Below are 14,147 nucleotides of genomic sequence, written 5' to 3'. Positions count from 1 at the left end.
TCAAGAAGATTCCACAATGGAAAAAGGATTGAGTTTCTATACGAATTAGAATTATCCGGCTATTCATGGCTACAAAAAATCAAAAAATACAACTAGCTGAAACCAAGCAGCTCCCTTTAAAGTAAGCCTCTCCTTACACCCACCACATGTATCCCTAAAATAAATCTAAATAGAGAACGTATAGTCTTCCCGCATAATCCCATCCACCACAACTCATAATAAAATTTATATCTTTGTTTATTTACCCCTTTAACACAGTAGTTGAATGTCATTTACATAGGATAAAAGCCATGCTATACTCACTCTCTGAAAAGACAAAGGTGATGAAAAGATTGAATTGTGTGCATTTACTCGTAATTGAGACGATTTCTTATTGCCTCGTGTCCTTTAGCAAATGAACATCATATAAGACTTGGCACTAAGGAGGCATTTTACGTAAATGAATACTCAAAAAGTAAATAAAAAGAAACGAAAGACAGGATCAGGGAACTCAAAGCTAGTTGAATACGTATTCGTATTGATTGGATCGGCACTTGTCGCTATCAGTTTTAACTTATTCTTACTACCAAATGAAGTGGCCTCAGGGGGAGTAAGCGGGATTAGTACAATATTGAAGGCAATTACAGGATGGGAGCCAGCTTATGTGCAGTGGGCACTAAATATTCCCCTATTTATTGCTGGCGTCATATTATTAGGTGGATCATTCGGTATTAAAACATTAGTAGGAACCATATTCCTTCCTTTCGTCGTTTTCTTAACAAAAGACTTGGAGCCTTGGACTATGGATCCGCTACTTGCCTCTTTGTTCGGTTGTATCGGTGTCGGTTTGGGTCTAGGTATTACTTTCCGCGGGAAGGCATCTACAGGTGGGACTGACTTAGCAGCTCAGATTATTCATAAATATACGGGATTATCTCTCGGTGTATGTGTGGCACTTATTGATGGATTGATTGTGATAGCAGCTGCTGTAGTGTTTGATATTGAAAAAGGTTTATATGCATTAATTGGCCTATATGTAACGAGTAAAACCATTGATATAGTTCAGGTTGGCCTTGGTAGGAAAAAAATGGCGCTTATTATTACTAACCGTCAAGATGAAGTTCGTGATGGAATTTTGAATAAAATTGATAGAGGTGTGACAAAACTATCAGCATACGGTGGATATACAGATCATGAACGTCCTGTTTTAATGTGTGTGGTTGATCAGACAGAGTTCACGAAATTGAAACAACTGGTTCAATCAATTGACCCATCTGCTTTTATCATTGTTAGCGATGCTTCAGAGGTACTTGGAGAGGGTTTTAAACGGGCGTAATATTGGTATAATTTCACTGTAATCTGTAAATTTTCCTATAAAGGGAGGTAAATGTAATGAAGAAAAAGCTTTTATCAATTCTTTTCGGCTCAGCTCTTGTTTTTTCACTCGCTGCATGTGGTGGCAATGATGAGGCAGGTGAAGACACTGCAACAGATGATAATACGAGTGGTGAAGAGTCAACAGCAGATGCGGGAGATGCACAAAAACTGTATGACAATAACTGTATGAGTTGTCATGGTGGCGATCTTTCAGGGGGCGCTGGACCTGCGCTAGATAAAATCGGTGCTAACTACTCTGCTGATGAAATTCACGATATTATTATCAACGGTAAAGGTGCAATGCCTGGCGGACTCTTGAATGAAGAAGAAGCAAATACAGTTGCTGAATGGCTTGCAGCTAAAAAGTAATAAAAGAGAAAAATCGCGCTCACTCACAGCGCGTTTTTTCTTTGGGAAAAATAAAGAAAAATCGACAAATGTTACATTACCTTAGGGTGAAAAACGTCACTAGCATATCCAGTCAACAATAGAGCTGCTTACATAATATTAAACGGAAAATTGCGACAAAAGAAAGGTCTAATTATCTAATATTGGAAAATAATTCTATTATAATTCCTCAAAAGTAGACATATTTACCTATAATATTACTGTGTTGAAAAGAAAATGTAATAATTTTATGCGTTATTTTGACAATATATGATGTTATAATGGGTGAAGTAAACGTAAGAAATGTTGTTTGATCCCTCGAGTCAATGGTTTTTAGAAGAAGATGTCAGTTTATGTCGATTAAATGCATCTTTATCATTCACACACCGCAATTGCCCCGCCTAAGGAAAAGAAACCCACTTTAACTGATGATTATTTTATAAAAAATAATTGGGTTAGGCTTGCGCAATTTTTACTAAAAATAAACTCCGGATATAAGGTGATCTACATGTTAGAAATGAAAAATGTATATAAAAAATATAAAAATGGTGTTACTGCAACAAATGGCATTGACGTGAAGATTGACCAAGGTGAGTTTGTCTATATCGTTGGTCCAAGTGGTGCAGGTAAATCTACATTTATAAAAATGATGTATCGAGAAGAAAAGCCAACAAGCGGTACAATCACTTTAAATGGAATAGATATGGGTTCATTAAAGAACAGTAAAGTTCCACTCATTAGGCGTAATATCGGAGTTGTCTTCCAGGACTTTAAGTTGCTACCGAAGTTGAATGTATATGAAAATGTAGCGTATACACTTGAAGTTATTGAAGAGAATCCGAAAAATATAAAGAAAAAAGTAATGGATACATTAGATTTAGTTGGTTTGAAGCATAAGGTGCGCATGTTTCCAGATGAGCTTTCAGGTGGAGAGCAACAGCGTGTTTCCATCGCACGATCGATTGTCAATCAGCCTAAGTTGGTTATTGCCGATGAACCAACAGGAAACTTAGACCCTGATACATCTTGGGAAATCATGAATATCTTTGAGGAAATCAACACGAGAGGTACAACGGTTATCATGGCTACCCACAACAAAACGATCGTTAATACGATTAAGCATCGTGTCATTGCGATTGAGAGTGGCAGAATTGTCCGTGATGAGCAAAGAGGTGATTACGGATATGAAATCTAATACTTTTTTAAGGCATATAAGAGAAAGTTTCAAAAGCTTAGGTCGTAACGGTTGGATGACATTTGCTTCTGCAAGTGCCGTCACGGTTACATTGATTCTTGTTGGTGTATTCTTTGCCATTATGATGAACCTTAACCATATGGCTAGCAGTATTGAAAGTGATGTTGAGATTCGAGTTTATATTGACCGAACCGCAACAGAAGAAGATGCCACAGCATTAGAAGAGAAGATAGCTGCACTGCCGAAAGTTGATTCTGTGACATTCTCTGGGAAAGATGAAGAACTAGATAGTTTAATTAGTAGCTTAGGTGAAGAGGGAGAAGCGTTTAAGCTTTTCCAACAGGACAACCCATTAAATGATGTTTACGTTGTGCAAGCAAAAACACCAAGTGATACGATTCCATTAGCTGAGGAAATCGATGAAATGGAATTCACTGCTAACGTGAATTATGGACAAGGAACGGTTGAGAATTTATTTTCTACCATTAACTTTGGCCGTAATATAGGCATTATTTTAATTGTTGGTTTATTATTTACTGCTATGTTCTTAATCTCAAACACGATTAAAATCACTATCGTTTCAAGACGTCACGAAATTGAGATTATGAGATTAGTTGGGGCAACAAATTCCTTTATACGCTGGCCATTCTTTTTAGAAGGGTTATGGCTAGGGTTACTCGGTTCGATTATTCCTGTCGCTGCTGTAGGTACAGCTTATTATTACTTTTATGATTACGTATCGCCAAAACTTCAAGGACATTTTATTCAACTGTTAGAGGTAACACCATTTGTTTATCAAGTAGGTGCGATTCTCATACTATTAGGCGCAATTATTGGCGTTTGGGGAAGTTTAATGTCTGTTCGTAAGTTTTTGAAAATATAAGGATGCTTGAGCTGAGTTGGCATGAGATGCTGACTTCAGCTCTTTATACATATTTGCCACGGGGAGAAACATACGAGAGGGGAAAATGAAATTGAAGAAAAAGATGGTTACATTATCTTTAGCCGCAATGATGAGTGTTGGAACGGTTACGGCAACATTGCCAACGAATGCTTTTGCCGATAAGCTTGGTGATTTAGAAAGTCAAAGTGAAGAACTTAAGAAAGAGCAATCTAATATTGATTCGCAGATTGATAAGTCTCAAAAAGAGATTGAAAGATTAGTAGGCGAACAAGAGGATGCTAAGACTGCTGTAGAAAGACTAACGAAAGAAATCTCAGATGCAGAAGCGCAAATAGATGAGAAAAACAAAGAAATTGAAGCAAAGAAAGCAGAAATTAAAAAGCTTGAACAAGAAATAGAAGATTTAAAAGAACGTATTAAACAAAGAAATGAACTTTTAAAAGACCGAGCACGTTCGATGCAAGAATCAGGTGGAACAGTTAATTACATAGACGTATTACTTGGCGCACAAAGTTTCAGTGATTTTATTGGACGAGTTGGTGCAGTAGCAACAATTGTTGAAGCTGACCAAGAGATTGTAAGACAGCAAGAAGAAGATAAGAAATCACTAGAACAAAAACAAGCAAAAGTAAAAGAAGATTTAGCTTCGCTTGAAGGTATGCGTAAAGAATTAGAAAAAATGAAAGCAAATCTTGATAACCAGAAAAAAGAGAAGGCTAATCTTATTACAATCTTAAAAGAAGAAGAGGACCATCATCACGCTGAAAAAATAAGTGGTGAAGAAGAAAAAGAATTATTAGCTGCACAAGAGAAAGCTGTTGCAAAAGCAATACAGGCAGAAAAAGATCGTCAAGCTGAAGCAGCACGAAAAGCTGAAGAAGCGAGACAAGCCGAACTCGCAAGACAGGCGGAAGCAAAAAAAGCAGCTGAAGCAGCCAAATCAGCAAAACAAAATGCAGGTACAACTAGCAGTTCCGGCAACAGTGGTTCCGATAGTTCTTCAGAATCTAGTGGTGGACAAGAACAAGTACAAACACCACCTCCGTCAAGTGGAGATTGGATTCGTCCTTCAGCAGGTGTATTAACTTCAGGTTTAGGACAAAGATGGGGCTCATACCATGCTGGAATTGATCTAGCAGCTGCAGGAACAGTGCCTATTTATGCCGCAGCTGATGGTGTGGTCATTCAATCTTACCATTCATCTAGCTATGGTGAAGTCGTGTTTATTGCACATTCTATTAATGGACAAACGTATACAACGGTTTATGCACATATGAGAAGTGGCTCAAGATCTGTTAGTAATGGCCAAACGGTTTCACAAGGTCAACAAATTGGTTTAATGGGTAATACAGGACAATCGACAGGACAACATTTACACTTTGAATTGCATAAAGGTGGTTGGAACCAATCGAAATCCAACGCAATTAACCCAGTTGGAATTGTACCATTGTAAGAGAGGAGCTTTTAAAGCTTCTCTTTTTTCTTTTACCCATCGTACGATATATAAAACAATTTTAGCATAAAAATGGCTCTTTTGATACCTCGATCGAGGTGAAAAAGAGTCATTTTTCACTTTTTTGGATATTTAAAGACTTGTGTTGCCTTTTTTAAGAACAGGTAGGATATGACATCGAGCTTTCTTGGCTAACTTTATGGTTAAACAATTTCACAATCATAACTCGTCCTATTCATTCATATATTGATGAAAGAGCCACAGTTGCTTAAAGAAGGGACGGCGGTTAAGTGGGCAAAAAGAAAGTAGTCATATTAATGGTCATATCATTACTTGTGGGCGCGATAGGTTCCTATGCAGGCTTTCAATTAAAGTTAAATATATCGCAAACAAAACAGCTAGAAGAAATGGGAGGTAGTCAACAGCTTGCATCTGATTTGGAGAAAATGAACGCTGCTTATCAGCTCATTTACAAAAATTATGTTGAAGAAGTTGATGCACATAAGTTAACAGAAGGCGCGATTCAAGGGATGCTTACCACGTTAAATGATGATTATTCCGTTTATATGGATGAAAGTACAGCAAAACAATTTAGTGAAACACTCGATTCTTCATTTGAAGGAATTGGAGCCGAGGTTAGTTTAGTAGATGGTAAGATCATTATTGTATCTCCAGTAAAAAATTCACCAGCAGAGCAAGCTGGTTTGAAACCAAATGACCAAATCATCAAGATTGATGATGAAAGTGTTGAAGGCTTTAATTTATTGCAAGCGACCTTAAAGATAAAAGGAAAAAAAGGGACAAAAGTCAAATTGACCATTATGAGAGAAGGTTTGCAAAACCCGTTAGAAATAGAAATTGTTCGGGCAGAAATACCTCATATTACAGTTAATTCTGAAGTTATAATGCACGACAATGAAAAAGTTGGCTATGTTGAGATTACTTCTTTTGCAACAGATACAGCTAAGGAATTTAAGATTGCTCTCAAGGGCCTAGAAGAACAGGGAATGGACAGTTTGTTAATTGATGTACGAAATAACCCTGGTGGACTATTAAAAGTAGTTGACGAAATATTGGAAGAGTTGGTTACGAAGGATAAACCATATGTGCAGATAGAACAAAGAAACGGTGAAAGAATGATGAATTTCTCTCCTTTAGAAGAGAAGAAATCGTATCCTATCGGCGTTCTTATTGATAAGGGTAGTGCATCTGCCTCAGAAATATTAGCAGCAGCCCTCAAAGAAGCAGGTGATTATCCGTTAATTGGTACACAAACATTTGGTAAAGGAACAGTTCAACAACCTGTTCCAATGGGGGATGGCAGTAATATTAAATTGACCTTATATAAATGGCTTACACCTGACGGAAATTGGATTCATAAAAAAGGTGTCGCACCTACTTATGAAGTAAAACAATCTGAACTGTATGAGACTCACCCGATCCAAGTGGAGAAAACGTTAAAAACGGACATGAATAATAATCAAGTGAAGAATGCGCAATTCATATTAAAAAGCTTAGGTTATGCACCTGGTCGAGAGGATGGCTATTATAGTGCTGCAACTGCAACAGCAGTTAGAGCGTTTCAACATGCGGCCGGACTAACAGCAAACGGACAAATTGATGAAAAAACAGCCGAATCTCTTGAGAAAGAAGTCATTAAGCAAAGAAATAACCAGGACAATGATATGCAATTACAAACAGGCTTGCGTATTATGGCAAACCAATAGTGTTTACTCTATATATCAAAGCCGGACAAACTCAATGTTTGTTCGGCTTTTTAATGTGAGGTTGATGAAAAGGCTCCGGAATAAATGGTAAAATAGGGGAAATGTAGCAAATATAGAAGTGCCTGTATATGGTGGATAAACGAAAGCGAAAATCATCGCTTTTTGGGAATTGCGAATTACTCAAATATAAAAAGGTAATAGCGTTAGCGTGTCTTCAAGTTAAAAAACAGAAACGAGAAACAGCTCGGAAACTGCGCGATAGAAGAAACCCTTCTCCCATACGAAAGTAAATTCTAGCGGAAAGAGATTTTCTCTCACTATTTGTCTATATTTTGAATATCGGACACCTATTCCTTGTCATCACTTCTATTATAAGAAAATGTATTTACAAGTAGGAAGAAGACAATGGGTTGGCTATGTTTTTAAAGGGATATTTGGTAGAATATAGTCAGATTAGTAGATTAGATTAATGGTAGAGGTTGGTGGGAAGCTTGGCTGAGGCTTGGGCAATAGAGTTATTCAAGGGGTTAGGAAGGTTATTTCTAAACCCGGTCTTTTATTTAGTATTTCTAGCAGCTGCTTATTACGGTATACAAAGAGTCAACAGGGAAAGACAGCATTTCTTAGTCCGTGCTGAAAATGCCTATTTTGAGCTGAAGCAATTATTGCCTTTAGGGTTCATTCTTGGTGTTTCTCTTTCCCTTATTACCGTACTAGCTGGTTTAACTGTTCCTATTGAGTTACTTGTTTTTGCAACGGTTGCAACAATTATCTTGATGCTGACTCCAAAAGCAAGATGGGCGACACCGGCTTATACGGTAAGTATTGGTTTTATTCTTACTTTCTTTGCATTAGAACAGAACTGGCCACTGCCTGCCTTCATCTCATCACAAGTGGAAGGCGTAGAGTACCTACTGCCAGCTGCCGCAATGATCATTGCCTTGCTTGTGATTGCTGAAGGAATAATGATCACCATCAATGGTCCAAAAGGGACGTCTCCAAGACTAATGAAGAGTCGCCGTGGTCAGGTTGTGGGTATGCATGAAGCAAAAAGAATGTGGCTTTTACCACTGTTTTTACTAATACCTGGTGACGCCATTAGTTTGGACTCAACATGGTGGCCATTATTTTCAATTGGAGATCAATCTTATGCTTTAGTAGCTGTTCCTTTCGCTATTGGTTTTCAACAACAAATCCAAAGCAAATTTCCGGCTGTAGCCGTCGCAGCTTATGGAAAAAAAGTAATCTTCTTTGGTGCATTGCTGCTCATTATTGCCAGTGGCGCATTTGTTTATCCAATTGTAAGCTTAGCGATACCAGTACTAGCAATAGTAGGGAGAGAGTGGTTAAATTATCGCCAACGATCTGTAGATGCAAAGGCGGCGTTTTACTTTGCTAAAAAGAATGATGGTTTAATGATTATTGGTGTTGTTCCTCATTCACCAGCAGACAAAATGGGATTAAAAGTAGGAGAAACTGTTCTTAAAGTGAATGGTTTGCAAGTGAATGACGAAAAGGGATTTTATCAAGCATTGCAAAAAAATGCAGCTCATTGCAAACTTGAAGTCATTGACACCAATAATGAAAACCGATTTGTGCAAAGGGCACTTTATAAAACAGATCATCATGAATTAGGTATTCTCTTTATTAAAGAGGAATTTAAGAAAAGTCACCAAGCAGTTTAATATTTTTACCGGTTGTCTCTATGGGGCAATCGGTTTTTTTATTCAATAGATTGTGAAAAGAACATGTCCTTGATTCATTCTATTTATATTCCTAATTTGAGGAAATTAATATAAAATATAACAAAATTCAGATAACTTGTGTTAAGTTAATCAAAAGGAGGTATTTCATTGACCCATTCGATTTTAATTAAAAATATGTCTTTTCAGTATCATTCAATGGATAAAAGGATTTTTAGTGATGTGAATGTAAGTATTGATGAGCACTGGAAGCTTGCGCTGCTAGGGCGTAATGGTCGCGGAAAAACGACATTTATGAACATTTTAACAAATAAACTTCAATATAGAGGGACGATTCAAACGCCACTGACATTTAAATATTTCCCTGCCTTTCCACTACAAGAGGAGAATTTAACAGTATTAGAGTTATTGCTTAAAGAAAACCCTAATGTTGACCGGTGGAGAATTGATTATGAATTATCACTCATCGGATTACCACCTCATATTAGTCAAAGAAAGTTTCATCAATTAAGTGGTGGGGAACAAGTGAGAGTGTTACTTGTAGAGCTATTCTTAAATGAGGATGCTTTTCCTTTAATTGATGAACCGACAAATAATCTTGATAAAGAGGGACGTAACATGATTGGGAATTATTTGAGAATGAAAGAAGGGTTTATTGTAATTAGTCATGATGAATCCTTTTTAAACCAATTCGTCGATCATGTGTTAGCAATTGAAAAGCAGTCGCTCACCTTAATTAAGGGAAATGTGGATGTGTGGCGAAGAGAGAAAGAGAATGCGGATCAGCTTGCGGAATCTAGAAATAGTAAGTTAAAGTCAGAAATCAAACGGTTAAATGAAGTATCTGGTAAGGTAAACCAATGGGGAATGAAGCGAGAAAACAGCACAAAGGATGCGTCGGAAAGACGTTTAGCCGAGAAACAAATGAAAAGGGCGAAGGCAATAAAAAAACGCACAGAAGCGATGGTTTCTGAAAAAGAAGGACTTATCGATAATCGGGAGAGGGTCTCACAATTGAAAATGCTTGTGAAACAACCTGAAAAGCAAGTTTTATACTTCCGTGATTTTTCGATATTAAGAGACGGAACCCCCTTATTCCAACCAATTTCCATCGATATGTATCCTAATGATCGCTTATTTATTGAAGGGAGTAATGGTGTCGGGAAGTCAACACTACTCCAATTTATATTAGGGGTAAAGTATTTAGAGACAGTAGGGGAGTATCGCATTCATTTACCGCGAAAGATATCCATTTTAAATCAAAAAAATGAGCAAGATGTAGATTATGCTTCTTATTTACAACAATTGACTATAAAAGAAGAAAAACAAGCTTTTTGGCATTTGCTGTATCAGTTAGGCATAGATAGACACAGTTTCACTGATACATCTAGTCAGCATTGGAGTGCTGGCGAGCAGAAGAAAGTATTTTTAGCTCATGCTTTATTAGGGGAAAATAATTTATTTATATGGGATGAAGTCACCAATTACTTAGACATATTTGTCATTCAGCAATTAGTTTAGACGATTAAGGTGTATCAGCCGACGATGATTGCAGTTGATCATAATGAATCTTACATAAATGCAATTGCAACAAAGACGATATCATTAATTCCCTACGAATAGAGGTTCTTGCATCATGTTATAGGGAATATATTATCAAGAGAAGAAGCGGATAGGAAAAAAACAATGCAGTTATTGCTATTTATCTATCGACAGCGAATCGTTTATATCGTATGTATTAATAGAAGTTAGCAATATTTCTTTTTATTCAAACGGAATATGTTTGTTGTCTAGGCCAGTCGGGGTGAAGAAAAATGTCTCTGTTTTCACAAGGTAAAAACCGGATCTTAAAATGTAGAGAAAGTCATTTGAAAATGATGCACCAGCAATATGAGTAGGCGTCCTTTACCTATTGAAAACTTTGCTAGAAGATAAGGATGCTACCTATTCTAAAAGCAGTAAAACGACTTAGTTATTTAGTTTTTTCTACCTATATTAGAAGAGCAAGTGCCCCTAGAATGAACACTATGGTTAGAAATTTAAAAAAAGTTGAAAATGGGATTGACATTAGTTTGAATTCGAGATATTATTATCTCATATTCAAGATAATTAAATTAAAGATAAAAAGTGAGGCGATGAAAATGGTTCATAAGAAGACATTAGATTCATTCGCTTGCTTAATGCAAACCAACAGATACATGCAAGATCAGATGAAAGACTGGTTACACAAATATAAGCTCACCTTTACAGAGTATTCCGTACTCCAAGTGCTGCATCAAAAGGGGAGACAATCGGTCCAGCAAATTAGTAAAAGCGTTTGGTTAACGAGCGGCAGTATGACTTATGTGATTGACCGCTTGCAAGAAAAGGGCTATTTATCTAGAAGTGATTGCAAAGAGGATCGCCGGGTTGTTTTTGTAACTATAACAAATGCGGGGAAGGAATTAATGGATCTAATCAGTCCATACTTATTAGAACAGATTTCAACCTTATTTCAACAAACAACTGAAGAAGAACAACAATTATTAATTCATATTCTTCATAAAATAACACAAAATAAACTAACTCACACCTAATATCTCAATTTCGAGATACTTGAAGGTTAGGGACATGGAAGGATGTTCAAAATGGAAAAACAAACGATGGGAATTCATCACATTACAGCTATTGTCGGCCATCCACAGGAAAATGTTGATTTTTATGCTGGTATTTTAGGTTTACGTCTTGTTAAAAAAACAGTTAACTTTGATGACCCAGGAACGTATCATCTTTATTTCGGTGATGAGGGAGGTAAACCAGGTACAATTATTACTTTCTTCCCATGGGCAGATGCTTACCCTGGCATCATTGGTGATGGGCAAGTGGGAATTACTGCATATGCTGTTCCATCTGGCGCCCTACCATTTTGGGAGGAACGCTTAACGAGTAAAGGCATTTCTTTTGAAAAACAAGTACGTTTTGGCGAACAAGTACTAAGCTTCGATGATCCACATGGCTTACATTTAGAGCTTGTTGAAAGAGAAGCTGGGGACGAGAATACTTGGACATTTAATGGGATAACTCCGGATGTGGCGATTAAAGGTTTCGCCGGGGCTGTTCTTTATTCTAGCAATGGTGGAAAAACAGGTGAGCTAATTGAAACAATGGGTTTAACCAAAGTCGCTGAAGAAGGAGTATTCGTCAGATATCAATCAAAAAGCGACATAGGTAATATTGTCGATGTAAAGATAACAAGCTCTGGAAAAGGAAGAATGGGTGTAGGAACTGTCCACCACATTGCATGGCGCGCAGCAGATGATGCTGACCAATTAGATTGGAAGAAATATATTGAAAGCTTTGGTTATGGTGTCACACCCGTGCAAGACAGAAACTATTTTAATGCGATTTACTTCAGAGAATACGGCGACATTCTTTTTGAAATTGCTACTGATCCGCCAGGTTTTGCTCATGATGAAAGTCAGGAAACGATGGGAACAGAATTAATGCTTCCTGAGCAATATGAAAAATACCGTGGACAATTACAGAGAAGGTTAATTCCGATTGATGTGAGGGAAGTGTAATTGCAAAAGGAGGAGTTACGCAATGGTAAGTATTGATCCGAACGCGCAAACCGAGAGGGAGAATTACAAATTATTGATCGGAAGTATTATCCCGAGGCCGATTGCCTTCGTCACTTCACAATCAAACACTGGTGTGATGAATGGTGCACCATTTAGTTTCTTTAATATCGTGTCTTCTAATCCGCCAATGATTGCTGTTTCAGTAGCAAGAAGAGCGGGTGAGATGAAAGATACTGCTAAAAATGTGTGTGATACGAAGGAGTTTGTCGTTCATATTGTTGATGAGTCAAATGTTACGCAAATTAATGAAACAGCGGCTACTGTCTCACCAAATGTGGATGAATTAAAGCTCAGTGGATTAGAGACAATTTCAAGTACAGTTGTCAATGTACCAGGAATCGTGAAAGCGAAAGTGAGGATGGAATGTCAGCTTGCTCATCATATTGAACTTGAAGGGAATGCTGATCTTCTTATCGGTAAAGTTGTCTACTTCCATTTCGATAATGAAATTTATGAAGCGGGCAAAATCAACGCTGAGAATTTAGGGGCAATCAGTCGCTTGGCTGGAAATGATTATGCGAAAGTAGGAGAAGTATTTACAATGGTTCGACCGAAATAATGGAGGGGATTTACATGAAACATATTTTTGAAAAGGGTAGTGACGCATCAAAACCAACCCTATTATTACTTCATGGTACAGGGGGAAATGAGCTAGACCTTCTACCGTTAGCTGGCAAAATAGATGAAAGTGCATCAGTCCTAAGCGTTCGAGGTAATGTGCTTGAAAATGGAATGCCGCGCTTTTTTAGAAGGTTAGCAGAAGGGGTCTTTGATGAGGAGGATTTAATCTTTCGTACGAAAGAGCTTTATCAATTTTTAGATGAAGCAGCTGACAAATATGGTTTTGACCGCCATAATATCGTCGCTTTAGGATATTCAAATGGTGCTAATATTGCGGCCAGTATGATGTTCCATTATAAAGATGCTGTGAAAGCAGCAATCTTACACCATCCAATGGTACCAAGAAGAGGTATAGAATTGCCTGATTTAACAGGACAAAAGGTGTTCATTGGAGCAGGGACAAATGATCCGATTTGTTCACCCGAAGAATCTGAAGAGTTAAAGAGATTATTAGAAAAGGCGGGAGCCGATGTTCATCTTCATTGGGAACATATGGGACATCAGCTTTCATTCAAAGAAGTTGAAGAAGCAGCAAAATGGTTTAAAGCCAGCATCTAAGAAATGGGGAGAAACAATATGGGCTTTTTAAATAAATTATTCAATAAAAATAATCCACATCCTAAGGAGGAAATGAAAATGGAAAAATTAAATATCGGTATTATTTTAGGAAGTACAAGAGAAGGTCGTGTAAGTCCACAAGTAGGTCAATGGGTGAAAGAAATAGCTGATGCACGTGGGGATGCAAATTATGAAATTATTGATATTGCTGACTTTCATCTTCCGTTCCTTGGTACAACAGATGGCACAGAGCCTGGTATTGCAGCATGGGGAGATAAATTAGATAGTATGGATGGGTTTGTGTTTATCGTACAGGAATACAACCATAGTATTAGTGGTGCTTTGAAAAATGCGATCGACTTTGCTCGCGATCAATGGGCGAATAAAGCAGCAGGTATTGTCAGTTATGGATCTACTGGTGGTGCCCGTGCGGCAGAACATCTACGTGGCATTTTAGGCGAGCTACAAGTCGCAGATGTACGCACACATCCAACACTTTCCCTTTTTACTGATTTCGTAAATGGTAATGAATTTAAGCCTCAGGACTTACACCAAGCAAATATGAAAATGATGCTTGATCAAGTGCTAGCATGGAGCGGTGCATTAAAAACATTAAGATAAGT

General features: G+C 37.5%; 13 protein-coding genes. All 13 read left to right on the top strand.

All coding sequences use genetic code 11. From position 1 onward, the window contains the following. Positions 1-439: 439 nt before the first annotated feature. The 13 genes from MKX67_RS20255 (at position 440) to MKX67_RS20195 (ending at position 14,145) form a co-directional block, all read left to right on the top strand. Positions 440-1,315 (top strand): YitT family protein, encoded by an 876-nt coding sequence (locus tag MKX67_RS20255; protein WP_095371852.1) that lies wholly within the window; start codon positions 440-442, stop codon positions 1,313-1,315. 56 nt (positions 1,316-1,371) lie between these two features. Then, positions 1,372-1,725, top strand: coding sequence for a cytochrome c551 (cccB, locus tag MKX67_RS20250; RefSeq protein WP_095371853.1), 354 nt, complete (start codon positions 1,372-1,374; stop codon positions 1,723-1,725). Between the two features lie 526 nt (positions 1,726-2,251). Then, positions 2,252-2,938: a cell division ATP-binding protein FtsE gene (ftsE, locus tag MKX67_RS20245; RefSeq protein ID WP_095371854.1), complete on the top strand. Its 687-nt coding sequence runs from the start codon at positions 2,252-2,254 to the stop codon at positions 2,936-2,938. After that, a complete protein-coding gene (gene ftsX / locus MKX67_RS20240; RefSeq protein ID WP_095371855.1) occupies positions 2,928-3,821 on the top strand; it encodes a permease-like cell division protein FtsX in 894 nt (297 codons plus the stop codon). The genes ftsE and ftsX overlap by 11 nt, the downstream gene beginning before the upstream one ends. Before the next feature lie 91 nt (positions 3,822-3,912). Then, complete coding sequence (locus tag MKX67_RS20235; RefSeq protein WP_307318912.1) at positions 3,913-5,295, top strand: peptidoglycan DD-metalloendopeptidase family protein; 1,383 nt, start codon at positions 3,913-3,915, stop codon at positions 5,293-5,295. 290 nt (positions 5,296-5,585) lie between these two features. Next, positions 5,586-7,022: a S41 family peptidase gene (locus MKX67_RS20230; protein ID WP_342488677.1), complete on the top strand. Its 1,437-nt coding sequence runs from the start codon at positions 5,586-5,588 to the stop codon at positions 7,020-7,022. Between the two features lie 491 nt (positions 7,023-7,513). Continuing rightward, positions 7,514-8,707, top strand: coding sequence for a PDZ domain-containing protein (locus MKX67_RS20225; RefSeq protein WP_341057591.1), 1,194 nt, complete (start codon positions 7,514-7,516; stop codon positions 8,705-8,707). 168 nt (positions 8,708-8,875) lie between these two features. Then, complete coding sequence (locus MKX67_RS20220; protein WP_342488676.1) at positions 8,876-10,246, top strand: ATP-binding cassette domain-containing protein; 1,371 nt, start codon at positions 8,876-8,878, stop codon at positions 10,244-10,246. Positions 10,247-10,866: 620 nt separating this feature from the next. After that, on the top strand, positions 10,867-11,301 hold the full coding sequence (locus MKX67_RS20215; protein ID WP_322909691.1) for a MarR family transcriptional regulator: 435 nt from the start codon (positions 10,867-10,869) through the stop codon (positions 11,299-11,301). Between the two features lie 42 nt (positions 11,302-11,343). Further along, positions 11,344-12,285, top strand: a complete 942-nt coding sequence (locus MKX67_RS20210) for a ring-cleaving dioxygenase (protein ID WP_157733894.1) — start codon at positions 11,344-11,346, stop codon at positions 12,283-12,285. A gap of 22 nt (positions 12,286-12,307) precedes the next feature. Next, positions 12,308-12,904: a flavin reductase family protein gene (locus MKX67_RS20205; protein WP_322909690.1), complete on the top strand. Its 597-nt coding sequence runs from the start codon at positions 12,308-12,310 to the stop codon at positions 12,902-12,904. A 14-nt stretch (positions 12,905-12,918) separates the two neighbouring features. Further along, positions 12,919-13,524 carry an alpha/beta hydrolase gene (locus MKX67_RS20200; protein ID WP_095371862.1) on the top strand — a complete coding sequence of 202 codons (606 nt, stop codon included), beginning with the start codon at positions 12,919-12,921 and terminating at the stop codon, positions 13,522-13,524. 18 nt (positions 13,525-13,542) lie between these two features. After that, positions 13,543-14,145, top strand: a complete 603-nt coding sequence (locus tag MKX67_RS20195) for an NADPH-dependent FMN reductase (protein WP_095371863.1) — start codon at positions 13,543-13,545, stop codon at positions 14,143-14,145. Positions 14,146-14,147 lie beyond the last annotated feature (2 nt).

The sequence above is a fragment of the Cytobacillus sp. FSL W7-1323 genome, from assembly GCF_038595015.1.
Taxonomy (GTDB): Bacteria; Bacillota; Bacilli; order Bacillales; family Cytobacillaceae; genus Cytobacillus; species Cytobacillus kochii.
The sequence above is the reverse complement of the archived record's forward strand: the minus strand, read 5'-3'. Positions and strand labels throughout refer to the sequence as shown.